This window comes from Clostridium sp. AT4 (assembly GCF_001517625.2).
GTDB lineage: Bacteria > Bacillota > Clostridia > Lachnospirales > Lachnospiraceae > Enterocloster.
In genome coordinates, this window is sequence record NZ_LN999827.1 from 371,085 (window position 1) to 395,543 (window position 24,459).

The window sequence follows — 24,459 nt, forward strand, 5'->3', positions numbered from 1 at the left end:
TCGATGATTGGATTATACGCAGACAACGGGCAAAAGTACATAGATTTCAGACAAAAGAAAACGTGTTACCCGGATGTGTAACACGTTTTCTTATCCCAGAGAAACCTGGTAATATTCATAAACCAAAAGCTCGATCATGGTCATTATCTTAGAAAAAAACAGGGTCGGCTTCATGTTTCTGTCATCTAAAGGATTGTCATCCGGCACCTCTATAATACAGCCGCAGTGCTCCTTTAAGGGGCTTGCCCCGTCATTGGTAAAGCCCACGGTAAACACTGTGTTCTCCTCTGCCATTTTCACACGGTTGAGCACATAGGGAGAACGGCCCGATCTGGAAAAAACGATAAAAACGCCGATATCCTCCAGATTATTCTCAAAGACTCCAATGGAATCAGCCCCATCAGAAAAAATGCACTTGATTCCCAATACCAGCAGCTTTTTTGCCAGATATTCTGCCATCATGGATGAAAATCCCATGCCATAGATAAAAACCACCTGATCTGTCTGGTAGATCTTTTCTGCAGCCAGACGGAGGCTGCGGTAATTTTCCATGGAAACAGCTCCCTCTCCTGCAAAATGGCTGATAAAGCCCTCGTTCAGCTCATAGCTCTGGCTTCCTTCTCCCACAGCCCCCAAAAGCTTATAATACATCTCAATAAAACCGTTATAGCCCAGCTTTCTGGAAAGACGCATCACCGTAGAAGTAGAAGTAAAATTAGCCTTTGCAACTCCCCGGACCCCCAGCTTCAAAGCCTCATCAAGATGAAGCAGCAGATATTCCAGCACCGCCTGCTCTGTATCCGTCAAAGACACACCGCAGGTCAGCTTATTCAGATCCAGATTCATAAATTTCTCCTTCCTGCTCGGGCAGCTTCTGCAGATATCCAACTGCCACGATCCGGTCGATCAGGTCAATATACCTGCCATCCCGGTAGCTGTACCAGATCTGCTCACAAACCTGACGGAATGCTTCATATTCACTGTCTGTCAGCTGAGTGATCACAGCATTTTTCTGTAAAAGCGCTTCTCTCACAGCCGCCTCTTCCTCAGCCCACAGCTTCCTCTGATATTCGCAGGATTCCTCCGCCGTCTTATCCAGAATCAGCAAATCTCCTTCGGACAGCTTTTTCCGGCTTTCCAGGCTCATCACCAGCACATCTGCAGACCGTGTGTGATTGTCCTCTGTAAAATAAGGCGCCACCTCATAAAATGCCTGAGCATAATAATTTACAATGGAATTTTCCGCCGCGTCTGCCTCCTTTGACTGCAGCGTACGGTACAGTTCGGAATAATCCGCAGTTACCGGCCTTGCCCCCAGTGCTCTTGCCATAGAAAGCGCTGTTTCCGACTGCTGAACCCGTACGTCAAGTCCCTCAAGATCTCCAGGACTGTGTATTTCCCCCCTGGAACTGTAAAAGCAGCGGCTTCCTCCGTCATAGTAGGTCAATCCGTACATCCCAAGCTCTGCCATCTGCGCTCCCCGGAGCAGTTCTTCACCGATCGGGCCATTATGAACCGCCCAGAAATGTTCCGGATCCTCATAAATATACGGCATTCCCAGTACATTAAATTCCTCAACAAAATTTCCCAGAGCCGAAACATCTGCCTTTACGATATCTGTTCCTCCGTACTGAAGCTGCTCTAAACAGGCGCGCCCGTCCCCCATATCCGCATTATTCAATACTTCTATTTTTACCCGTCCCTCCGTCCGCTCCTCTACCTGCTCCGAAAACCATTCCACCGCTTTTGTTGTAATGCTTTCATCTGGAAGATTATTCTTTAAAAGAAGCGTTATCGAAGGCTCTTCCATCCGACCGTCAAAGCCATCGGAAGCAGAACCGCAGGATGCCGCTATCAAACAAAGTACAGCGGCAGCAGTCAGAAAAAACAGCCGTTTTTTTCTATTCACCATGATTTTTTCCTTTTGTTTATCTTATCGCAGCAGCCATCATTTATTCATCAAAGCAGCCAAGAACCGTCTCTAAAAGCAGCCCATTGGCAGTATCATTGATCCGCCGCTCCTCCTCTGCCTCCGGCCCCTCTGCGCCTTCCGGGTTTTCACCGCATATATCTGCTCCGATCAGTGTACGTCCTTTAAGAAAAGTCCTGATAAAATCCGCCGTTTCCGCTATGCCTGCCTGTCCCTGATCCCAGTTGGTGCGGGCAAAATCGGGCGAAAGGACATCCTTATCAATGGAGAGATACACAGGATCCTCAGAATCCTCCAATCGCCGGATATCTCCGGCGCATCCAGAATCCCCAAAGCATCTGGCATATTTTAAAGCTCCGGCTCCCCACTTCTCCTTAAGTGCCTCCTCCGGAATCCATACCACCTTTTTCCACAGTTCTTCCGGAAGCTCATTTTCCGCTTCTTTCACTGCCTCACAGGGTGGGCCTGCCAGAAAAACCCGGTTCAGATAAGGATTCTCCTCCAAAGAGGCCCGAATCCATCCCCCGCAGGAGAGAATATCTCCAAACATGGGCTGCTGCAGATCTGTGTGATGATCCAGTACCAAAAGATCGAAGGGTTCCTTCACCTGATCCAGCCACAGCTTTGTGACATAATGATAATTGCCGGAATCCAGAAAATGGATCCCCTCCGCTCCAAGAGGCTCCATCCTTTCCTTCAGCTCCCTTTCCCCCTCTTCGTCACAGTAGCAGTTGGTGCCGGGAATTGTTCTGCAGTCCAGCCATATTCTGTTTTCCTGCGGAACCGTTTCATAAAAGCTCTCTGTTTCGTAGATCCCGCTGAAATTCATCAGAACCACCTGTTTTTTTCTCATTTGTTTCTGGCTCCTTTTTACAGTGCTGTTCCCTTCTTCGGAATATAAAACCGGCCCATATCCATGCCCTCCAGTTTAAGCAGTGCTTCCTTTGTCCGAATCCCGCCTCCAAATCCGGTTAGATTTCCTCCCGTTCCTACAACCCGGTGACAGGGAATGATGATGCCTATGGGGTTATGTCCTACCGCTCCTCCCACTGCCTGGGCAGACATCCGCAAAATGCCTTTTCGGTCTGCCACCTGCTTTGCAATCTGGCCATAAGTTATTGTACAGCCATAGGGGATTTTTAACAGTTCCTCCCAGACCACCTTTCTGAAATCACTTCCCTGCGGCGCCAGAGCCGGGGTAAAGTCCGGCCTTTTTCCTGAAAAGTAAATATCCAGCCATTCCCTTGTTTCTCTCAGAATCCGGGGGATTTTGTCCGCAGCAGGAATACATACCTCACGCTCTTTCGTCAGCCGCTCTACATCTTCGGGATACCGCTCTTGTGGAAAGGAAAGCGCCGTCAAAGCATCCTCTGAAGCTGTAAGAGTCAAAGCACCTACAGGGGACTCATACACTGTCTGATAAATGATTCTTCCTTTGTCATCCATCCGCTCAAATTCTCCTGCTCTCCCAGATCATACCGTTTTTCGTGCCGCTCCCGCCATCTGTCCGATCAATCCCGGCCCAGAGTCCGGTCCGCCTTCAGGCAAAGAAAAAGGAGCCCTGCGGCTCCCTTCCCTTCTTATCACCTGCAGGCAGATTACTTTACTGCGATTGCCTCGATCTCACATAAAACTCCCTTTGGAAGAGTCTTTACTGCTACGCAGCTTCTTGCCGGCTTGGAGGTAAAATACTTTGCATATACTTCATTAAATGCTGCAAAGTCGCCCATATCTGCTAAAAAGCAGGTGGTCTTGAATACCTTATCGAAACCGCTGCCTGCTGCCTCCAGGATAGCGCCTACGTTCTTACAGCTCTGCTCTGCCTGAGCGGCAATGCCGTCTGCTACTGTACCGTCTGCCGGATTTACAGGAATCTGTCCGGAAGTATAGATTACCCCATTTACCTCAAATGCCTGAGAATAAGGTCCGATTGCACCTGGTGCGTTCTTTGTGTCAATTACGTTCATTCCGAAAACCTCCTAATACCTTAATAAGGCCTATTATAGCCGACTTTTATACATTATGCAATGTTTTATTCTTAATGCAGATCCTATGTTTATGCATCACTTACAGAGGACAACAGAGACAGCAGATATTCCTTCGTATTCCTCACCGGATCCTCCAGCACCAGTTCCAGAAACTGCTGCAGCCGGGTTCCAACCTCTTTTCCGGGCTTCATCCCCGCCTTTATAAGATCATTCCCCGTAACTGCCAGCATTTTAAGGCTTATGCAGTCGCCATCCCGGCGGATCTCATCTCTGAGACAGCAAAGTGCTCTCAGGCACTCCGCCGCAGGCGGACACTCCTCAGCCAGACACAGCTTTACTCTAAGGAGATCGTCAAACAGCTCCGGCTCCATCCGGCTCATAGCCCGGCGCAGTCCGGTTTTTATCCTGTCATTATGCTTGGAAAGCCCTTTTTTAAAATATCCAGCCTGTATAGCTGCACCGTCTTTATCGGACTGTATACTGTCCTCTGTCGGCTCCCCACACAGGGAAACTTTAATCCACTGAACCAGAGTCTTTACCCTGTAAATAGTATCATTATCCAGCTTCAGCGCCTTAAGCACCAAAACAGCCTCTTTAGGCTCGCATTTCCGCATAAAAACCGCCCAGCGCAGTGATTTTTCCGCCGGAACAGAGGACGGTATGTGAAAGCAGGAGCCGCCGGAAATCTCCGGGATCCGGTGAAAGGTCTCTGATACCCAGGGGCTGATCCCTGTCTCGTAAACTTGCCGGATGCGTCCGGGAAGTGGGCTTATAAGAAGCTTTGTAAGCTCCACCTGAACCCGCTCCCGGCTTACATGGACCAGATTGGGAGCAATTTTTTTTATGGCATTTTCCGTATGCTCCTCAATTTCAAAGCCAAGCTGGGCGGAAAAACGGATGGCTCTTAAAATGCGCAGAGCGTCCTCTGTAAAGCGCTCCTCTGCCGCTCCCACACAGCGGATCACACCATCCTCCAGATCCTTCCGGCCTCCAAAGGCATCCACAAGACCGCGATCCCGGTTATAAGCCATAGCATTGATGGTAAAATCCCGGCGCTTTAAGTCCTCAATGAGATCCGGCGTAAAGGTCACGCTGTCCGGATGACGGCCATCAGTATAATCGCCGTCAATCCGGAAGGTAGTAACCTCGTAGCCTTCCTTTCCCATCATTACAGTCACCGTGCCGTGCTGGATTCCTGTATCCACGGTTCTGCGGAATACAGCCTTGACCTCCTCCGGTTTTGCACTGGTGGTAATATCCCAGTCTCCCGGCTCCCGTCCCAGAAGCATATCCCGTACGCAGCCGCCTACCAGATACGCCTCATATCCATGCTCACAAAGCTTTTCTACAATCTCCTGTGCAGCAGCGGGAATCTGTATTTTCATCAATATGCCCGTCCCCAGTAAACCATCTTTTTCGCCGGCTTGCCGCAGCATACGCAGTGGTCGGAGAGATTCTCCTGCTCAAAGGGCATACATCTGGAGGTAGCGCCTGTCTCTTCCTTAATCTTATCCTCACACTCACGGCAGCCGCACCACATAGCCTTTACAAAACCTGGCTTATTGTTAATGGTATCCACAAACTCATCCCATTCTGTAGCAGTATAGGTATGAGCCTCTCTGTGAGCTCTGGCCTTTTCCAGCATATCCTTCTGAATGGTTTCAAGCAGTTCGCCGGCCTTTGCCTCCAGCTCGTCCAGGCAGACAACTGTCTTTTCGTGGGTATCTCTGCGCACCAGAACGGCCTGATTCTGCTCCATATCCTTAGGACCGATCTCCACACGCAGAGGAATACCTCGCATCTCGCAGTCTGCAAACTTCCAGCCGGGGCTCTTGTCCGTATCATCTACCTTTACAGCATAGCCGGACTTCACCAGCCGGTCTCTCAGCTCAAACGCCTTGTCTAAAACGCCTTCCTTCTTCTGCTGGATCGGTACAACCATGATCTGTACTGGAGCAATTCTCGGAGGCAGAACCAGGCCGTTGTCATCGCCATGTACCATGATAATAGCGCCGATCATACGGGTTGTCATACCCCAAGAAGTCTGGTAAACGTGCTTTAAGGTATTGTCCTTATCTGCAAACTGGATGCCGAAGGCCTTTGCAAAACCGTCGCCAAAGTTATGGCTGGTACCGGACTGCAGTGCCTTTCCGTCATGCATCAGAGACTCGATGGTATAGGTAGCCTCTGCGCCTGCAAACTTCTCCTTGTCTGTTTTCTGTCCCTTTACAACAGGGATCGCCAGAACCTGCTCGCAGAAGTCAGCGTACACATTTAACATCTGTACGGTTCTCTCCTCTGCCTCTTCCGCTGTGGCATGAGCCGTATGGCCCTCCTGCCATAAGAACTCTCTGGAGCGCAGGAACGGACGGGTTGTCTTCTCCCAACGGACAACAGAGCACCACTGGTTGTAAACTCTCGGAAGATCTCTGTAGGAGTGAATGTCCTTTGCGTAAAAATCACAGAATAACGTCTCAGAGGTAGGTCTTACACACATACGCTCCTGAAGAGGCTCCAATCCACCGTGTGTCACCCATGCAACCTCAGGCGCAAAGCCTTCTACATGATCCTTCTCCTTCTGAAGAAGGCTTTCCGGAATAAATACAGGCATATATACGTTCTGCACGCCTGTTTCCTTAAATCTGCGGTCCAACTCCTTCTGGATATTCTCCCAGATCGCATAGCCCGCAGGCTTGATTACCATACAGCCCTTTACGCTTGCATAATCGCAGAGTTCTGCTTTCTTTACCACATCCGTATACCACTGGGCGAAATCCACGTCCATGGATGTGATGGCTTCTACCATTTTTTTGTTGTCTGCCATGATGATTCTCCTTTTCTTTTCTATATAACAAAAAAGCCATCCAATCCCATGCATCTATGCGCTCTGCAAGGGACCGAACAGCTCGGCGGTACCACCCTGATTAGTCTTTATGACTCTCTCTTTTATCCATTAACGCCGGATCTGCGCTGTATTCATCATACAGGGCTCCAGGGCCGGTTGGGTCCGGGCTTTCGTAAGGAACTTCCACCTTTTGTTCCTCTCTCTGCAACGTGCTCCGGGCTTACTATTCCCCTTCTTAGCCTTTCTCATGTATCTATGTCGCATCATGGAAAGTATGTCTTTCGTCATTGTAAATTCTACGACGGATTGTGTGGTTTGTCAACATGGATATTTTTCTTAAGGTTTTGCATCTTATCTCCACAGAAACTTTGAAACAGTCTCCCCATATGTACTTTAACTTATTATAAACGAAAAACACATATCCTCCTGTGCACTCACATGGTACCTGTCTTCTACATCAGCCCCCCAACTATTGATCCCCCCTACGCCGCGTGTTGCTCCATAAATGCAAAGTACAGTTCTTCTGGCACATGGAAGTTCTTCTAAATGTGTAGCATTTTCAATTTCACATGCTGTATATGGCAGGCAGGAAAAATTAAATTTTTCCTGATTGCTGCATATCTGCAATGATTTTCTTCCAAAAGTTTTATTACTATTATCTAATGTTGTATTTCGATATATGGTTACCCACTTCGTGTCCATATGCATTCCGCAATCTTGCGGTGTAAGATAGGGCGTCATGTGTGGTTTTTCTATATAAATTCCTTTTTTTGCTCCAGCTTTCCTATCCGGATACGTTTCTCCTGAAAGCCCTTCATATTGATATTTTTCTGCCAATGTAGGCATGATCATCCGAAAACCAAACACCGGAAGTTCTGGTAAACCTGGTTTTCCATAATAATAATTTTCAACCAAAATTTTTCCTTCCGCATTAACAGTGTATGATATGTCTACTGCCGTTTTAGGATTTGTAATAGTTTCATATCTGAATATCACCTGTATCTTATCCACAAATTCAGCTGATGAAAAACAATTATTTTGAGGTGCGCAGGGAATCCCCAGATCTTTTCCATCTACAATTACCCTCTTATCAACACAACTAATAAACATATCTGATGCCAACCAGCTTCCACTTTTCAGATGAAAGCCACATCCTCTGTCATTATCTGTAAGTGCTCTCCAAAATGTAGGCTTTGGGCAACGATACAGCCACTCCATCCCCTCTTTAACCAACGATTCCATTCCACCCGTAACATAAGAAAAAATGTATGAAAATCCCTCACCAGATACTCCCAAAGTGCAATCTCCATATACAACTTTTAAACGATTTTTATTTATATTTTCCATAATAGTAATTTACCTCCTGCATTGCTGGTTTTTCTGTCCTATCTGCAAATACAATTCCATTTCCAGAAAAATTATAATCAGTTGGCCTATCGTCAAAATCTCCTCCATAACGAAGTACTTCTTCTCCTGTCACCTCATCTTTTACATATATTGCCTGATCAATATAATCCCAGATAAAACCTCCATGAAACATCATATACTCATCTAAAATACTCATATATGAACTCATTCCCCCCAGTGAATTTCCCATGCTATGCATAAATTCACATAAAAGATATGGCTTCTTAGGATTAGACGACAAATATGCCCTAACTTCATCAGGCGTTGCATACATCCTGCTTTCTATCTGAGATATCTCATCTTCATATTTTCTATTAACTGATACACCTTCATAATGCACCAATCGTCCATCTTCCTGCTGCATAAAATATTTATTCATTTCTGCTATATCATCCCCTGCATAAGATTCATTTCCCAAAGACCAAAAGAGGACCGATGTATGATTTTTAAATGTTTCATAATTGTTCTTTGCACGATCAATTACAGCATTCTTCCACTCAGGCAATGAACCCGGAACATTATACGATGGTTCCACCTCTCCCATCTTTTGCCAGGAGCCATGACTTTCTAAATTGGTTTCTGACATCATATAGATCCCCGCTTCGTCACACATATAATACCATGGTATTTGATTTGGATAATGGCAGGTTCTAACAGCATTAATATGATTCTTTTCAAAGTGCATTAAATCTATCTTCATTTCCTTTTCTGTAATACATCTCCCTACATGCGGCTCCCACTCATGCCGGTTTACACCTGTCAATATTAATCGTTTGCCATTTAGGCAAATAACCTTATCGATTATCTCCAATCTCCTAAATCCTACACGATACGGTACTACCTCAATTATATTTTCATCTTTATCCTTAACTTCCAGATAAAAATTATACAGGTATGGATTGCGGTTTTCCCATGGAATAACCTTTTGCGGAATCAATCCGCTAACAAAACCGTTTACTTCCAAACAACTATCTGAAGTATTATTCCCATATGTCATTGCAACATCACTTTTCCAGCATATATTTTCGTTATCCTTCAAAACCGCTGTTGCATGAACATCGCAGACACTTGCCAGAGAAAGCTTCACTTTTATATCTATTTTTCCATTTTCATTGGTGTCCAGCAATATAGGATGAATAAAAATATCTTCTACATGTGCATATGGCTTTGCCTTTAACTTTACGCTCCGAAAAATTCCAAAGAAACGAAAAAAATCCTGATCTTCCAAAAATGCTGCTGTGCTTCGTTTATAAACCTCAACAGCCAGAATATTTCCTGTATTTTTTATGTATGGGGTTAAATCAAACTCTGATGGAGTAAAACTATCTTCAGCATATCCGAGAAAATAGCCATTTAGCCACACATACATTGCCTGCTCTACTCCTTCAAAGCAGACAATTGTCCTTTTTCCATGAAACTCATTTGGTAAATCAAACTGACATACATATGAACCTACCGGGTTGTAGGAAGCATCACTGAATGCCCCCTCTCCTTTTCCTGCATTCGGAAGACTAAATGCAGGCCTGTAATATTCATGTCCCTCCCATGGATACATTGTATTAATATAATGAATTTTATCATATCCCTGAAGTTCAATATGCCCTGGAACTTTAATCGTATCAAAATCTGATCGATCATAATCTTCCCTGTAAAAATCTGCGGGACGTGAAGCAGCATTTTTACTGTAATGGAATTTCCATAATCCATCCAATAAAACTTCCCACTTATTACTGCTTTTCCCAATTTCCTCATAGCTTTCAAAATACATATGGTCACTATGCGCATCTAATCTGTTTACACAATAAATTTCCGGATTATCCAACCATTTAATATCTGCTTTCATTTCTGCTTCCTTTCTACAAGCAGAAAATGATGCGATTTTTATCATAATAAACCTGAATTATTCACGGAACAGTATCTGAATTGATAACAGTACCATGAATCTGAAAATTGATCCATGCAGCCATAACATCACTCAATTAACCCGTCAAAAGGGTATAAAATCCCTGTGGCAGAGTTCAGAGCAGTTGTTAAGCTGTCAATGTTCGTTAATAGTTGCTATTCCAGCTGTACATTCAGCTTGCCGATATTTGAAAGTGTCTCATAGAATTCATTCTTATAGGGGCAACTGCTGCACAGTTTGAATGTGATATATCTTGCTGAATGAACTACTTTTGCAGCAATCTTCAGCAATTTTAAACGGACGGTATCAATGCGTTGCTTTCTCATATTTGCTGATAGCACCAATCTTCTAAACCAATTAAATATGTTATACGCAAGAGCATGTACCTGCAGTCTATTGGCATTTACCATTCTGGTATGACTGCTTACGGACGCAAAATCAAAACCGGATTTGCTTTCTTTAATGAAGTTTTCCATCAGCCCTCGCTTGCAATAAAATTTGATGAGATACTCTGGTGAGGAATCCATGTTTGTGACAACAAATGTGTACATGTAAACCATTTGGTTTTCCGGCTTTTCAACCTTGCATACCACACGCCTTTCATAAGGCCATGAACTCGCTCTATACATGAATTCGCCATAGGCTACTGCATAATCGACTTTATTATTTTTGGTGATCTCATCAAGCTCATCCACAAGATAGGATGCTTTTTTACGGAGAATGCCATTCTCCTTCAGCCGGATCACATAGCTTGTGCCGTTTTCCTCACACTGCTTATAAAGATCAGGTGTAGCGAAACCGCTGTCACCACGAAGCAGAATACGGATCGCCGGATAATCATTCAGGTATTCATCAAGTATCGGCTGCAGGAAGTCAACCACTCCGGTAGAGGAATACTCGGTTCCATCACGAAGCTGGATTTTTACCAGATCTCCGGTCATTCCATCCTAACAGACAAGTGGATGGTATCCATTGCTTTGATAATGAAAGTTAAAGGCTCTGCCTTCCTGTTTGCCGTATGCATCAAGAAGAGTGGAATCCAGATCCAGAATAACAGCCTGTGGCATCTGAATACGATAAACTCTCTTTCGGAGTATTCTGCCAATCATAAGTAACTGGTTTAAGGTATCTTCATCCATACGGTTAAAGAATCTTGATACCGTAGGCTGTGATGCAAGGGTGTCTTTTTCAAGTACAGGCTTGAATACAGGATCATTTGTAAGTTCATCGGAAGTATCATCTTCAAAGTAGCCTGCAATGATCATATATATCATCTGGAGCAGGTTTTTCTGATCTGTATGATATCTGAATAATGCAGAATCGTTGGTCTTGAAAACTTTGCCTAAAAGATTATCAATACCAAGTTTGCTTACGAATTCTTTGATGAGAAGCAATCCTGCATCGGAGGATAAATCTCCTCCATCAAAATTTATTTTAATTTGTCTATTGCTTTCTAGTGATAAGGTGTTTACAATACTCATAAAGGGCTCCTTTGTTGGTATTTATTTTGATTAGACACCTTAATTTTACCACAAATGGATGCTCTTTTTTCATTCACTTGATAGGTGAAAAGCAATATTCAGTTAAAATACAGTAACTATGTGGCTTTCAGCCACATTCGTGGCAAAGTCGTGAATAATTCAGGATAAATATAACCGCATCATTTCCTATATCCATTTTAGCTATATATTTACTTCAACGCCTCATAATCAGCATCTGTATAATCTTTCGTTGCATCCCAGTTGGAAAATTCAAGCAAACTGTAATCTAAACCAACAGCCTCACATGCACGTTTCCACTCTGTGGTTGTATCATCTGCCAATGTCTTTAATGCGCTGTCATAATCTACAATACTCTGTGAAATAATTCCCTGTACAATAGCGCCAAGACTGGGCTGCACATCTTTAACCTCTGAATAAAATGCATTTGCCAGTTCACTTCTCTTAATAAGTGTGGGAACTGTTTTAGATGTTTCTTCGGCAATTGTGTAATACTGTTTCATATGTTCATTCGTCATATACTTTTCATTAATTTCCGGAATACAGGACACGAAGCTTCCACTTTCTACATTACTCTGCTGATAACCATACTCTTCATCATACAATGCCATCAGATACTCTGCTGCTTCTTTCGGATGTTTAGACTGCTTATAAATACCCATCCATGGTGATAATTCTCCTGCCTGTACATACGTATTGCTTACACCATCTGGAACAGGTACTGCCATAACTCCATAGTTCAAATCTGGATAATTTACATCCCATTGAGACACGCACCACATCCCCTGACAAAGGAACGCCGCCTGGCCCTGTGCAAATAACTCCCTCGCCTCTGGTGCACTGATATTATTCGTATCTGGATGAATACTTCCATCATCTACCAGTCCTTTAATCAACCCCAGTGCCTGGCTCATGGCCTCACTATCGTACGGTGCTGCACCATTATCTGTTAATACTTTTTGTGTTGCAGCAATCTTGCCTCCAGCTGCGGCAGCTAAAGATCTAGCCATAACATCCATACGATTCATCTGCTTTCCGCCATCGATCAAACCATATACATTGCCGTTCCCCATCTCTGTAACTTTTTTGCAGGCATCTCTAAATTCCGAATAGGTTCTTGGAATATCTGTAATACCTGCCTGATCCAGGATATCTTTATTATAAAAGAACAGGCACTGAATTATCGGCATCTGCTCGGTAACCGTATACCAATCTTCCCCAATATCAGTAACTCCCTCTGCAAAAGATGCTGGATCAAACTTATCTCTAAAATCATCTGTTACATAATTATTAATCGGTTGAAACCAGCCTTCATCTACCGCTGTATTTAAGGTTAATCCGACAGGTATCGGGAATAAATCTGGTCCTTCTCCCGATTTAATCATAGTAACAATTGTATTTTTAAATTGATCTACCGTAAGCATGGTATATTCAATTTTAATATTAGGATGAGTTTCTTCAAACTTTTTATGAAATTCTTCTCTCTGTTCAGCAGATCCATCGCTCCAATCGACCACACGCAGTGTGATCTGCCCATCCTCAGTTTTCTCCTCTTCTGTTGAAATACTGACATTTTCATTTTCTGGTGCAGCATTTGCTTCACCATTCCCTGTAGATGGCATTGCTCCACATCCTGATAATACAGACGTCATCATGATACCTGTCAACAACATTGCTTCAAATTTTTTTAATTTCATCCTTTTACCTCTTTCTTATTTGAATGGTTACCTTATCAACTTTTAACCGCACCAGCAATACCTTCCACAAAATACTTCTGCATAAAAATGAATAATACAATGACTGGTATTACTGCAATTGCTCCTCCTGCTGCGATTCCTGTCCAGTCTACTGTATTTTCTCCTTTAAATGCATACAGCCCTACTGCCAAGGTTCTGGATGATGGATTATTCAATGTTAATACCAATGGGAGCATAAATGCATTCCAAGCCCATATTGTTTCCATGATTACAACTGTTGTTGCTACAGGCTTGCATAATCTCATCATTATATAGTAAAATGTCTGAAAATAATTGCATCCGTCTATCTTGGAAGCTTCCTCCAGTTCATTTGGTACGGACTGAAAAAAGCTGGTAAACAACAGCAGAAAGATAACATGAGCGCCTCCAGCCTGAGACAAAATCAATCCTAATTTGGTTCCTACCAAATGCATTTCTTTTACCACTTCATATGTAGGAATAATAGTACTCACAAGAGGTATTGCAATACTTCCAAGGAATACTCCCATACATAAATTTCTTCCAATAAACTTGTATCTGCCCATTGCATATCCAGCCATCATAGTCATGACCAATACAATAATAACAGAAAATACTGTAACGATAATGGTATTTATAAAATAAGTTCCAAAATCAGCCTTATTCCAGATACGAATAAAATTATCTATGGTAGGCATTTGTGGAATCAACCCTAGACGATTCTGAAAAAATTCATTTTGACTTTTAAATGATGCGGAAATCATCCAAAAGAATGGATATATCCAAAAAAATCCAATCAAAAGCAATAGAATATGCTTTATCACTGATTTTAGTATGTGAATCCTTTTTTCTTTACTCAATTCATCCACCTCCATTAAGCATTTCTCTGCAAATGATTTTTAATTGCACTCAATATTAATCCAATTACTATTACCGCACCGCCAAAGAATAATGCCGCTGCACTTGCATAACCAAGTCTTGGCATTCCAATTTCACTGGAAAAAGCAGTTCTATATACATACGTTGCAATTACATCCGTTGCATAATAGGGTCCCCCTTCTGTCATTGTCTTTACAATATCAAATACTTTTAGGGAATTAATTGCACATAAGATAGCTATAATACCTCCTATTGGTGCAATAAGAGGCAATACAATGTGGAAAAAGGTCTGCCCCCTGGTTGCCCCGTCAATTGTTGCAGCTTCATATACATCTTTAGAAACACCCTGTAAACCTGCCAGCCAGTAAATCATATAGGTTCCACAATCTTTCCATAATGAAATAATCACTAATGTAGGCAATGCATACTTTGCATTTCCAAGAAAATTTATAGGGTTTTTAATAATATGCAGTGTAACCAGCAAATGATTTACCGGACCCTGTACTCCCAAAATAAAAATCATTATAATTCCAACTACAGATGCAGTTGTAACAACTGGTACAAAATACATTGTCCTGTATAATCCCCGGCCTTTCATTTTTTCATCATTTAATAAATATGCCAGAAATAACGATACTGAAAGTTCTAACGGAACAATCATTATCATATACTTAAAGCTATTCTTAAATGCATTCCAAAATAATTCATCATGCATCAATTCCCTGTAATTTTGTAATCCTATATAAGTCGCATTAGAGGTCATTCCTGACCAGTCAAGTAATGAATACTGAATACTGCATATAATTGGATAACCCTGAAAGAGGATATAGAATCCTACCGCAAGCGCCATAAATAGCCAGCACCATGCATTTAGTTTTAATTCCCTTATAAAACGAATTTTTTTGATTTCTAAATCCATGTTATTCTTTACTTTCGTCATTTTTAGCCCCCATTCCATACAGGTACTTACCTCTAACCGCTTCCTTCATCGGAAGCCCTGTATCATAATCTAATTGCCTAGGTTCATATTCCTCATTTTCTCTCTGTCTTGTAAATCCTTCATTATCCCATTTTGGAATATAGTCTTTATTCCAGGGTCTTAACGACCACTGATAACCTCTATACAAATCCCTGGTATCATTCATATGGTCGATCATTTTTTTGTGATATTCCTTAATTATATCCAAATATTCCGGATTATCTATCTCATTTACCATTTCATCTGGATCTTTCTTCAAATCATAAAACTCATCCTTATCAAAAAGATTGATTGCTAATTTGTACTCTTCAGAAATGATTCCTCTCATCATCTGAAGGCCGCCAAATCCATCATGATCAATCTCATATCTGGTAAATTCTGTATATACCTCACAATTCACCTTACTATTTGTATCATAGATTTGTGAAAGCATACTTTTTCCTTCCATTAATTTAGGAATATTCAAACCAAAGTAATCCATTATTGTAGGTGCAATATCAATATGAGACGCAGGCGCAGTAACAACTTTTCCTTTTTCTCCTCCTTTTATGATTAAAGGAATATTCGTTACTGCATCGTAGATTGCCGCGTTCTTGGAAAAAAGTCTATGTTCTCCCAACATATCTCCATGATCTGACGTATAAATTACCATAGCATCTGGAATTATCCGTTCAATTACATCCAATACCCGACCTATTTCATAATCTACAAAAGAATTACAGCCTAAAAATAACGCTAATGAATCTGTCGCCTGATTAATCTGCTCTTCTCCTGCTGTAAGATTATCACCAGCCCACAAACGCTGCATTAATGGTTTATTTTCCAAAGAGTCTGTAAATTTTTTAGTCGACGGAAACTTAAATCCCTGATACATCGTGTTATACGGCTCTGGACATAAAGAAGGTCCATGAGGCTCGTCATAAGATACCGTTAAAAAAAAGTCTTCATCCTTATACTGATCAAGAAATCTGATTGCTCGATCTGAACATCTGTGCGCAAAAGTAAACTTTTCTGAAAAATACGTTTTATAGGATTCCTCTGACTGCCTGGAGCGAACACGTTCCTCCTCACTGAGTTCATCTAAATAACATTTCATATCATACCAATAATCTTCATCCCATCCTTCCGGACAACATCCCAGTCCAAAATAATCACCTCCATCCAAATGCCATTTACCTATATAACCACATTTAATCCCATTATCCGTTAATCTCTGTCCAACTGTCTTAACGTTTGCTCCTAATGGAACTCCATTTGTTACCATACCATTTGAATGAGGAAATGTTCCGGTAAAAATTGCGCTTCTGGCTGGTCCGCACACTGGCTGGCAGGAATATGCATTTTCATAACGTATTCCCTGCTGCGCTAAAGCATCCAGGTTAGGGGTTATCATTCTTTTATTTCCGTAGCACCCCACCATATCCTTTCTGGTTGTATCTGTCATTAATAGAATAATCTGCTTTTTCAACGACACCTTGACCTCCACTATATTTTCCACCAATTCTTCTACGTATATAGTATTTTATATGGCTGTTAAGCACAATCTCAATAATTGCTTTTGACATGGATTTTTCTGCTTTTATATGTTATACTTACTATGATAATCATTTGAATCCACAGGAAAATTACCGAAGAATAATATCCACGAATAATAGTATTCTGTAAAAAACTATACTCTAAAAAGCTTATTAGCTTGAAAGCGAAATGGAGATTATTATGATTAATATCAGCGGACATTTACGGGATGAACGAAAAACTATAGGTTTTTTTAACAATGAAGTTCCCATCATGGTCAATTGTTGCGGAAAACAGATTTTTCAAACACAGAATTACTTCTGTAATAGAAAAAATGGAAGACTTGATTATCAGATTATTTATATCTATCGTGGATATGGACATTTTTATTTTAATAATGAATGGGTCACACTTTCTGCCGGAAATATTGTATTGTATCGTCCTGGAGTACCACAATTCTATTCCTATTATGCAAATGAAAAACCAGAGGTTTATTGGATCCATTTTACAGGCAATCAAAGTGAAGAAATTTTAAAAAAATATAACATTCAAAATTGCTATATCGGCGAAAATTTATATCTAAAACTACTTTTTCAGGACATTATCACCGAGCTTCAGCTAAAAAAAATACAGTATGATGATATTGTTCTACACAATTTTTTCATACTGCTGTGCTCTATTCAACGATCTTTTTATAAACTGTCCAAACCTTTTGAAAATGACTTTTCATTTGATCGGTTACTAATTGAACTAAATTCAAAATATGCAAATAAATGGACCGTAGCTTCTATGGCCGATTACTGTAAACTAAGCGAAAGTTATTTTTCCCACACTTTCCGAAAACGTATGGGAGTTTCACCTATGCACTATTTAAATAATCAGCGGATAGAAAAGGCCAAGGATTTCCTTTTATCAAATTCGATGACCATTGCTTCAATTGCTCATCTGGTTGGCTTTGATGATCCCTTATATTTTAGCCGTGTCTTTAAAAAGTACACAGGTATATCCCCACAAATGTATTATCAAACTACTGGGAACATAAATACTCCCGAATGGTTTCTAAACAATTCTCCTATACGGTAATTTGAGTTTATAAAATAATATAACAATATCTGCAAATGCCGCAGATACCGGATGAATCCGGCTCCTGCGGCATATCGTTATTCATTTATATTACAACACATTTCTTAAAGCAGATTATTAACGATACCACGGCACAACCTGAACCCGAAGCTCGGAACCGCCGTCATAGTAGAAATCTCCTACTTCCTTTAACTTATAGCCTTCCGGTACATTGGTCAGCTCGCTGGAATTTACATTTCCCTTTCCGTCTACAAGGCCCGCTGCCCAGATCTCTCCGTTCGCCCATACATGGTTCTCTTCCTCGCATACATACACTACGTTTACCATTCCGCCAAGTTTCTGCTCCGGCACAATCTGAATACGAAGCTCTGCGCCGCCGTCATAGTAGAAATCTCCTACTTCCTTTAACTTATAGCCTTCCGGTACATTGGTCAGCTCGCTGGAATTTACATTTCCCTTTCCATCTACAAGGCCCGCTGCCCAGATCTCTCCGTTCGCCCATACATGGTTCTCTTCCTCGCATACATACACTACGTTTACCATTCCGCCATACTTATGCTCTGGCACAACCTGAATACGAAGCTCAGAACCGCCGTCATAGTAGAAATCTCCCACTTCCTTTAACTTATAGCCTTCCGGCACATTGGTCAGCTCGCTGGAATTTACATTTCCCTTTCCGTCTACAAGGCCCGCTGCCCAGATCTCTCCGTTCGCCCATACATGGTTCTCTTCCTCGCATACATACACTACGTTTACCATTCCGCCATACTTATGCTCTGGCACAATCTGAATACGGAGTTCTGCGCCGCCGTCGTAGTAGAAGTCTCCTACTTCCTTTAACTTATAGCCTTCCGGCACATTGGTCAGCTCGCTGGAGTTTACATTTCCCTTTCCATCTACAAGGCCCGCTGCCCAGATAACGCCATTGGCCCAGACGGTATTATCCTCCTCACAGAAGTAAACTACATTTACTGCTCCGCCTGCTGCCGGACGGTGCTCGCTGTTATTACCACCTCCATGATTCCCATTTCCATGACCGTGTCCGCCTTCCCAACGATCGTCATCATCGTCATCGTCCCAACGGTCATCGTCGTCATCGTCATCGTCCCAGCGATCGTCATCATCATCGTCATCATCCCAACGATCTTCCCATCTGTCCTCCCAATCCTCTCCATGGTGAGGTCTTGCCTGAGCTTCTACACTGCCGAACTGGGTTCCTGCCATCACGAATGCTGCTGCAAATAATAAACCGGTTAAATTACGTTTTCTCATATAGGAAACCTCCTTTTATACATATTGTTTGTTTTATCTGTTTTTTATGAGCAGATTATAGCTAATTTTTCACCATGAATCAATAGATTTTAAAAAAAGTAAGAAAACGTATAGGAAATGTAAACAAGACAGAAAAATGTAAGAAACCGTTATGAAACTGTTACTTTTTCTGCATGTCCTTTCCCTGATGCAGTGACAGAAAGCAGTTTTCTTCATGCCCCCATACAACGCCAACCGCCTGCAGATAGGCATATACAACTGTAGTTCCCACAAACTTCATTCCGCGCTTTTTAAGATCTTCTGAAATCCGGTCAGACAAAGCAGAGTTTGTCTTGCCTGTCTCGCAGATTACCTTTCCCTCTGTCCAGTGCCACAGATAACAGTCAAAGCTTCCGTACTCTGCCTGAATCTTTCTAAATATACGGGCATTGGTGACAGCGGCAATTATTTTCAGAGAATTACGCACAATTCCCGCATTTTCTTTCAGTTCCTGAAGCTTCTCCTCTCCATACCCGCAGACAGTTTCCAGCTCAAACTCATCAAATGCCTGTTTGAAGGCCTCTCTCTTATTTAAAATGCATTCCCAGGAAAGCCCTGCCTGAAAACACTCCAAAACCAGCATTTCAAACAGCTTTCTGTCATCATGAACCGAGCGTCCCCATTCCTCATCATGGTAGCGGATATACCGCTCATTCTTTGGATTGGCCCAGCAGCACCTGCATTTTCCATCCTTCCATTTCACCCTGTCTTCCTCCTGTATAACAGAAAATGCTCCCGAAAGCCCCATACAGGGATTCCGGGAGTACATTTTCCTCTCATCATTTCACCTTTATTTTCTCAGAATAGTTACAGAATCTTTTCACCGCAGGCATATTTTCCATATACCTCCCGTTCGTCGCCCAGATAGATCACTCGCTCCAGACGCTGCTTCACCGTCAGCGGTTGGGGATGGATCAGGCGGCTGTCGTCAATGATAACCGCATCAAATTCATATCCCGGCTCAAAGCTTCCTGTTTTTCCAAAGAATGCCCCGCCGCCCTTGGAAGCCATATAAAAGACCTCCTCTGCGGTAAGAGGCTTTAAGGAGTCATCCTGCAGCCTCCATCTTAATTTGGATGCCTGGATGGCCTGAGACATGGCGGTAAAGAGATTTTCTGTAGAACCTCCTGCCACGTCGCTTCCAAGACCCACATGAAGGCCCTCCTCCAGATACCGCCGCACCGGTGCGACGCCGGAAGAGAGATTGGTATTGGATTCCGGACAATGGGCCACAAATACGCCTTTCTCCTTCATAAGAGCCATTTCCTCTTTTCCGGAATAAACGCAGTGAGCCATTACAGTGGGGCAGTCTCCTCCGAACAGTCCGAACTTATCATAAGCATCGCCATAAAATTCAGACCAGGGACAAAGCTCCTTCACCCAGGCAATTTCCCCCGGATTTTCTGATAGATGAGACTGCATCGGAAGATGGGTTTCCGTCTGAATCTCCTTTAAAAGCTCCATCAGCTCATCTGTACAGCTGGGAGTAAAACGCGGAGTCAGAATCGGTCTGGTATGCTTATACTTCCGGTCAGCTACGGCCTTCAGCCACTCCCTGGTAGCCTGAGCGGAAGCCTCAGCTGATGGCTCACATAGATAATCCGGGCTGTTGCGATCCATATTTACCTTTCCAACCATGGTGTGAAGCCCGGCCTCCTCTAAAAGATCCATCAGAATCAGCGTGGCCTCATTGTGAATGGTCCCGAAAATGCAGGCCCGCACGGTAGCGCTCTTTTTCAACTGCTCTGCAAACATTCCATAGGCCTTTTGGGCATACTCCGCATCCTTATATTTGGACTCCTCCGGAAATGTATTTGTTTCCAGCCACTCCAACAGCTCCATGTCCATTCCAAGGCTGCGGAATGTATACTGAGGAGCATGGATATGGAGATCCGTCAGTCCGGGGATAATCAGGCGATCCCCCATATCCTCCACGGGTATGCCCTTTAATTCCTCCGGAAGCACCGAATACACATCCCGAACCCGGCCTTCTTCACATACCAGCCAGCCCTGTTCCATCACTTCAAATCGGGTTCGCTCCTTTGTATAAATGATATTTCCCTTCAGTGCAAATGTTTTCTGTTCCATAGATTCCATCCTCCTTACAATTCCCTTTTATCCAAGGGTCATAAATGCATAGCGGAACACAAATACCACAGCGATCAGTCCTGTCAGTACTTCTACCTCCTTCGGTCTTCTTGCAAGGATCTTCAGAAGGCAGTATGTAATAAGCCCCATTGCAATCCCGTTTGCAATTGAATAGGTAAAAGGCATAAATACAACGGTACAGAAAGCCGGAAGTCCGTTTGTCATATCCGAAAAATCAACATCCTTGATATTGCTCAGCATCAGAACGCCCACAAAGATCAGAGCCGGTGCAGTTGCCGCTGCCGGCACAATGCTTACAACCGGGGCAAAAATAATGGCTCCAAGGAAAAGAGCTGCTGTTACCAGGCTGGTCATTCCAGTCCGTCCTCCTGCTGCAATGCCTGCGCTGGATTCCACTACAGTCGTTACGGTAGAAGTACCCACTAATGCTCCTGCTGCTGTGGAAATCGCATCCGCCATCAGTGCTTCCTGCATATGAATCACTTCTCCGTTCTCGTCGATCAGGCCGGACTGGCGTCCTGCTCCCATAAGTGTTCCCATTGAGTCAAACATATTTACCAGTGAAAAGCTGAGTACCAGCATAATAATAGTAAAAATGGCATCTGTAACGCTCTTTCCCTCAAACAGGCCTGCCACATCCATTTTAAACAGAGAAACCTCACCAAAATCTCTGAATTTTGCAGCCAGATCCAGATCAAAGGCAGACAGCTTTGTCACTCCCAGAGGGATTCCTACCACTGTGGCTGCTACAATTCCCCAGAGAATCGAACCCTTTACATTCTTTGTGTGAAGAACTCCTATGACAATCAGTCCGATCAAAGCCACCAGAGCGCCGCAGATCAGCTGTGTATCCACGCCATTTCTCCACTGGGCAAAATCAACCATGCTTACAAGCGTAGAGGGATTGCTTACAACCAGCCCCGCATTCTTTAATCCCACAATGGTGATAAACAGGCCGATTCCCGGCGTGATCGCCATTTTAATCGGCTCCGGTATGGCCCGGATAATCGCCTGGCGCAGTCCCACTGCTGTGATTACGATAAACAGTACGCCTGAAATAAATACAATTGTCAATGTCTGATGATAAGTATACCCCATTCCCAACACAACCGTATAAGCAAAAAATGCATTCAGTCCCATACCGGGAGCCTGAGCTAAAGGCACCTTGGCATATACCGCACACAGAATCGTACCAATAAAAGCGCCGATGCAGGTTCCAATAAATACGCCGTTGGAGATTTTAGAGGCCATATCCATGTCTCCCCCGATGACAAATGGATCAGCCAGGATCTGAGGATTCAGGATCAGGATATACGCCACCGTGATAAAGGTGGTGATCCCTGCCAAAACCTCTGTGCGCATATTAGAGCCGCTTTGTGAAATCCCAAAAAACCGTTCGAAAAAACCTTCCCTTTTTTCCAATGTTATGTCCTCTCTTTCACATTTTTCTTCATCAGCAGCCAGTCTGCGTGCGTTCTGCCTCATCCCTCCTTTCTCTACAGATAATCTCTGCTTGTGTAACCCACTGAATTTCATAGGATGCTCTTTCCTATGAACTAAAAAAGGTTCCGCCAACGCGGAACCTAAATCTGCTCATATCTGCCCCAAAGACCGCGCACAGCTGCATGGCGGCCGCCCAAAACCAGCCCCATGAAACTATGTAGTCAACTATTTACGGCAGTTGGTAGAAACTCTGGACCAATCTCCAGGATATACATAAAAAATCTGCTTTTATGAAGTTACTTTCATTATAAGCATTCCCATTTTATTTGTCTATCCTAAAAAGTATCGAAAAACCAAGCTCTTTTATAGGCACTTTATACAAAAATTTTTGTGGTGCCTTTTATTTTTTGTATTGTCTAAGTATTTATAAATACTCCCCATTGCTTCGGATTACATCCTGATACCAGTAAAAGGATTTCTTTTTCTGTCTCTTAAGACTTCCTTTTCCTTCATCATCTCTGTCTACATAAACAAACCCATATCGTTTGCTCATCTCCCCTGTAGATGCAGACACCAGGTCAATACAGCTCCAGACAATATAGCCCATAAGCTCTACTCCGTCTTCCATTGCCAGCTTCATCGCCTCAATGTGCTTTTTCAGATAGTCGATCCGGTAATCATCCTCAACCGTTCCTTCCGGTGTGAGCACATCTCTTGCGCCAAGACCATTTTCTACAATAAAAAGCGGTTTCTGATAGCGGTCATAAAGCTGATTCATTGTGATCCGAAGACCAAGAGGGTCAATGGCCCATCCCCACTGGCTTGTTTTCAGCCAGGGGTTTTTCACGGATTTCACCACATTTCCCTCATTTGACATCTTATCCGCCATATCCGCAGCCACACAGCGGCTGGAATAATAGCTGAAGGACATAAAATCAACTGTATTTTTTAAGATATCCGAATCTTCCGGCTCCATATTCAGACAGATACCCTTTTCCCTGAAAAGCTTTTTGGCATAGCTGGGATAATGTCCGCGAACCTGCACATCAATGAAAAACAGATTTTCCTGTTCTTTTTTTACAGACTCCCATACATCCTCCGGATTACAGGAATACGGATAAAAGCTTCCTCCGGCCAGCATACAGCCCACTTTATTTTCTGGATCTGTTTCATGGGCTGCTTTTGTGACAAGAGCGCTTGCTACAAGCATATGGTGAGCCGCCTGATAAATAACCTGATTTCTGTTTTCTCCCTCTGCAAAGGCAATTCCTGCCCCTGAAAACGGACTGTGCAGCACAATATTGATTTCATTAAATGTAAGCCAGTATTTTACCAGTCCCTTTAATTCCCTGAAGCATGTTTTTGCATACCGTACAAAGCAGCCGATCACCTCTCTGCTTCTCCAGGAGCCATATTTCCGGATCAGGCCATACGGCACATCAAAATGGCACAGCGTAACCAGAGGCTCTATCCCATATCTGCGGCATTCCTTAAACAGGTCTTTATAAAAAGCGATTCCTTCCGGATTGGGGAATGCCTCATCTCCCTCAGGAAACAGTCTGGACCAGGAAATAGAGGTGCGGAATACCTTAAGTCCCAATTCCCCCATTAAGGCCAGATCCTCTTTATAATGATGATAAAAATCAATCGCCTCATGGCTGGGATAAAAGGCATCTGTCTGCAGCTCAGGATCAGAAACCTTTCCCAGCTTCACATCCATACGACTGGAACCGTGGGGGATCAGGTCGATATTGCTGATCCCACGGCCTCCTTCCCGATAAGCTCCTTCTGCCTGATTGGCAGAAATGGCTCCTCCCCATAAAAAATTCTCCGGTACTCTGAAATCACTCAAT

20 protein-coding genes, 1 pseudogene and 1 riboswitch are annotated in these 24,459 nt (G+C 43.1%); of the genes and pseudogenes, 1 reads left to right on the plus strand and 20 read right to left on the minus strand.

The window, feature by feature from the left end:
• Positions 1 to 90: 90 nt before the first annotated feature.
• The 15 genes and pseudogenes from BN3656_RS04930 to BN3656_RS16615 all read right to left on the minus strand — a co-directional run bounded on the left by BN3656_RS04930 (position 91) and on the right by BN3656_RS16615 (position 16,710).
• Entirely contained in the window at positions 91 to 846 is a 756-nt protein-coding gene (locus BN3656_RS04930) for a MurR/RpiR family transcriptional regulator (protein ID WP_066544789.1), read from the minus strand.
• Positions 827 to 1,912, minus strand: a complete 1,086-nt coding sequence (locus BN3656_RS04935) for a DctP family TRAP transporter solute-binding subunit (protein ID WP_066544790.1) — start codon at positions 1,910 to 1,912, stop codon at positions 827 to 829. The genes BN3656_RS04930 and BN3656_RS04935 overlap by 20 nt, the downstream gene beginning before the upstream one ends.
• 40 nt (positions 1,913 to 1,952) lie before the next feature.
• Entirely contained in the window at positions 1,953 to 2,783 is an 831-nt protein-coding gene (locus BN3656_RS04940; RefSeq protein WP_066544792.1) for an arginase family protein, read from the minus strand.
• Positions 2,784 to 2,800: 17 nt separating this feature from the next.
• Positions 2,801 to 3,376 (minus strand): methylated-DNA--[protein]-cysteine S-methyltransferase, encoded by a 576-nt coding sequence (locus BN3656_RS04945; RefSeq protein WP_081422852.1) that lies wholly within the window; start codon positions 3,374 to 3,376, stop codon positions 2,801 to 2,803.
• 152 nt (positions 3,377 to 3,528) lie between these two features.
• On the minus strand, positions 3,529 to 3,897 hold the full coding sequence (locus BN3656_RS04950; protein ID WP_066544793.1) for a RidA family protein: 369 nt from the start codon (positions 3,895 to 3,897) through the stop codon (positions 3,529 to 3,531).
• 89 nt (positions 3,898 to 3,986) lie between these two features.
• Positions 3,987 to 5,303 (minus strand): CCA tRNA nucleotidyltransferase, encoded by a 1,317-nt coding sequence (locus BN3656_RS04955; protein ID WP_066544795.1) that lies wholly within the window; start codon positions 5,301 to 5,303, stop codon positions 3,987 to 3,989.
• Entirely contained in the window at positions 5,303 to 6,742 is a 1,440-nt protein-coding gene (proS, locus tag BN3656_RS04960) for a proline--tRNA ligase (RefSeq protein WP_066544797.1), read from the minus strand. Before proS ends, BN3656_RS04955 begins: the two co-directional genes overlap by 1 nt.
• A gap of 414 nt (positions 6,743 to 7,156) precedes the next feature.
• Positions 7,157 to 8,110: a beta-galactosidase small subunit gene (locus BN3656_RS04965; protein ID WP_066544799.1), complete on the minus strand. Its 954-nt coding sequence runs from the start codon at positions 8,108 to 8,110 to the stop codon at positions 7,157 to 7,159.
• Positions 8,094 to 10,013 (minus strand): glycoside hydrolase family 2 TIM barrel-domain containing protein, encoded by a 1,920-nt coding sequence (locus BN3656_RS04970; protein WP_066544801.1) that lies wholly within the window; start codon positions 10,011 to 10,013, stop codon positions 8,094 to 8,096. Before BN3656_RS04970 ends, BN3656_RS04965 begins: the two co-directional genes overlap by 17 nt.
• A gap of 215 nt (positions 10,014 to 10,228) precedes the next feature.
• Positions 10,229 to 11,554 (minus strand): annotated as a pseudogene (locus BN3656_RS04975) (IS1380 family transposase).
• 209 nt (positions 11,555 to 11,763) lie between these two features.
• Positions 11,764 to 13,269, minus strand: a complete 1,506-nt coding sequence (locus BN3656_RS04980) for an extracellular solute-binding protein (protein WP_066544805.1) — start codon at positions 13,267 to 13,269, stop codon at positions 11,764 to 11,766.
• Between the two features lie 35 nt (positions 13,270 to 13,304).
• Positions 13,305 to 14,147 carry a carbohydrate ABC transporter permease gene (locus BN3656_RS04985; protein WP_331624946.1) on the minus strand — a complete coding sequence of 281 codons (843 nt, stop codon included), beginning with the start codon at positions 14,145 to 14,147 and terminating at the stop codon, positions 13,305 to 13,307.
• Between the two features lie 14 nt (positions 14,148 to 14,161).
• Entirely contained in the window at positions 14,162 to 15,106 is a 945-nt protein-coding gene (locus tag BN3656_RS04990) for a sugar ABC transporter permease (RefSeq protein ID WP_242962939.1), read from the minus strand.
• The gene (locus BN3656_RS04995; RefSeq protein ID WP_347460636.1) at positions 15,087 to 16,589 is read right to left on the minus strand and encodes a sulfatase-like hydrolase/transferase; all 1,503 of its coding nucleotides are present in this window, start codon (positions 16,587 to 16,589) and stop codon (positions 15,087 to 15,089) included. Before BN3656_RS04995 ends, BN3656_RS04990 begins: the two co-directional genes overlap by 20 nt.
• Positions 16,543 to 16,710 (minus strand): hypothetical protein, encoded by a 168-nt coding sequence (locus tag BN3656_RS16615; protein WP_167544854.1) that lies wholly within the window; start codon positions 16,708 to 16,710, stop codon positions 16,543 to 16,545. The genes BN3656_RS04995 and BN3656_RS16615 overlap by 47 nt, the downstream gene beginning before the upstream one ends.
• 151 nt (positions 16,711 to 16,861) lie before the next feature.
• Between BN3656_RS16615 and BN3656_RS05000 the strand changes: the two genes are divergently transcribed.
• Positions 16,862 to 17,743 carry an AraC family transcriptional regulator gene (locus tag BN3656_RS05000; RefSeq protein WP_066544813.1) on the plus strand — a complete coding sequence of 294 codons (882 nt, stop codon included), beginning with the start codon at positions 16,862 to 16,864 and terminating at the stop codon, positions 17,741 to 17,743.
• 117 nt (positions 17,744 to 17,860) lie between these two features.
• On the opposite strand, the gene BN3656_RS16410 is transcribed toward BN3656_RS05000, so the two are convergent.
• The 5 genes from BN3656_RS16410 to ascB all read right to left on the minus strand — a co-directional run bounded on the left by BN3656_RS16410 (position 17,861) and on the right by ascB (position 24,458).
• Positions 17,861 to 19,015: a hypothetical protein gene (locus BN3656_RS16410; protein WP_066544815.1), complete on the minus strand. Its 1,155-nt coding sequence runs from the start codon at positions 19,013 to 19,015 to the stop codon at positions 17,861 to 17,863.
• A 160-nt stretch (positions 19,016 to 19,175) separates the two neighbouring features.
• Complete coding sequence (locus BN3656_RS05010; protein WP_347460709.1) at positions 19,176 to 19,802, minus strand: DNA-3-methyladenine glycosylase I; 627 nt, start codon at positions 19,800 to 19,802, stop codon at positions 19,176 to 19,178.
• 59 nt (positions 19,803 to 19,861) lie between these two features.
• Positions 19,862 to 21,142: an amidohydrolase family protein gene (locus tag BN3656_RS05015; protein WP_066544817.1), complete on the minus strand. Its 1,281-nt coding sequence runs from the start codon at positions 21,140 to 21,142 to the stop codon at positions 19,862 to 19,864.
• 27 nt (positions 21,143 to 21,169) lie between these two features.
• A complete protein-coding gene (locus tag BN3656_RS05020; protein ID WP_347460711.1) occupies positions 21,170 to 22,525 on the minus strand; it encodes an NCS2 family permease in 1,356 nt (451 codons plus the stop codon).
• Positions 22,526 to 22,804: 279 nt separating this feature from the next.
• Positions 22,805 to 22,901, minus strand: a riboswitch (purine riboswitch).
• A gap of 129 nt (positions 22,902 to 23,030) precedes the next feature.
• A complete protein-coding gene (gene ascB / locus BN3656_RS05025) occupies positions 23,031 to 24,458 on the minus strand; it encodes a 6-phospho-beta-glucosidase (protein WP_066544819.1) in 1,428 nt (475 codons plus the stop codon).
• Between the last annotated feature and the right edge of the window lies 1 nt (position 24,459).

Coding starts and splice junctions, on each gene's coding strand:
- BN3656_RS04930 (WP_066544789.1), bottom strand. CDS start 846: ATGAATCTGGATCTGAATAAGCTGACCTGCGGTGTGTCTTTGACGGAT.
- BN3656_RS04935 (WP_066544790.1), bottom strand. CDS start 1,912: ATGGTGAATAGAAAAAAACGGCTGTTTTTTCTGACTGCTGCCGCTGTA.
- BN3656_RS04940 (WP_066544792.1), bottom strand. CDS start 2,783: ATGAGAAAAAAACAGGTGGTTCTGATGAATTTCAGCGGGATCTACGAA.
- BN3656_RS04945 (WP_081422852.1), bottom strand. CDS start 3,376: ATGGATGACAAAGGAAGAATCATTTATCAGACAGTGTATGAGTCCCCT.
- BN3656_RS04950 (WP_066544793.1), bottom strand. CDS start 3,897: ATGAACGTAATTGACACAAAGAACGCACCAGGTGCAATCGGACCTTAT.
- BN3656_RS04955 (WP_066544795.1), bottom strand. CDS start 5,303: ATGAAAATACAGATTCCCGCTGCTGCACAGGAGATTGTAGAAAAGCTT.
- proS (WP_066544797.1), bottom strand. CDS start 6,742: ATGGCAGACAACAAAAAAATGGTAGAAGCCATCACATCCATGGACGTG.
- BN3656_RS04965 (WP_066544799.1), bottom strand. CDS start 8,110: ATGGAAAATATAAATAAAAATCGTTTAAAAGTTGTATATGGAGATTGC.
- BN3656_RS04970 (WP_066544801.1), bottom strand. CDS start 10,013: ATGAAAGCAGATATTAAATGGTTGGATAATCCGGAAATTTATTGTGTA.
- BN3656_RS04980 (WP_066544805.1), bottom strand. CDS start 13,269: ATGAAATTAAAAAAATTTGAAGCAATGTTGTTGACAGGTATCATGATG.
- BN3656_RS04990 (WP_242962939.1), bottom strand. CDS start 15,106: ATGACGAAAGTAAAGAATAACATGGATTTAGAAATCAAAAAAATTCGT.
- BN3656_RS04995 (WP_347460636.1), bottom strand. CDS start 16,589: ATGACAGATACAACCAGAAAGGATATGGTGGGGTGCTACGGAAATAAA.
- BN3656_RS16615 (WP_167544854.1), bottom strand. CDS start 16,710: ATGTCAAAAGCAATTATTGAGATTGTGCTTAACAGCCATATAAAATAC.
- BN3656_RS05000 (WP_066544813.1), top strand. CDS start 16,862: ATGATTAATATCAGCGGACATTTACGGGATGAACGAAAAACTATAGGT.
- BN3656_RS16410 (WP_066544815.1), bottom strand. CDS start 19,015: ATGAGAAAACGTAATTTAACCGGTTTATTATTTGCAGCAGCATTCGTG.
- BN3656_RS05010 (WP_347460709.1), bottom strand. CDS start 19,802: ATGGGGCTTTCGGGAGCATTTTCTGTTATACAGGAGGAAGACAGGGTG.
- BN3656_RS05015 (WP_066544817.1), bottom strand. CDS start 21,142: ATGGAACAGAAAACATTTGCACTGAAGGGAAATATCATTTATACAAAG.
- BN3656_RS05020 (WP_347460711.1), bottom strand. CDS start 22,525: ATGCGCACAGAGGTTTTGGCAGGGATCACCACCTTTATCACGGTGGCG.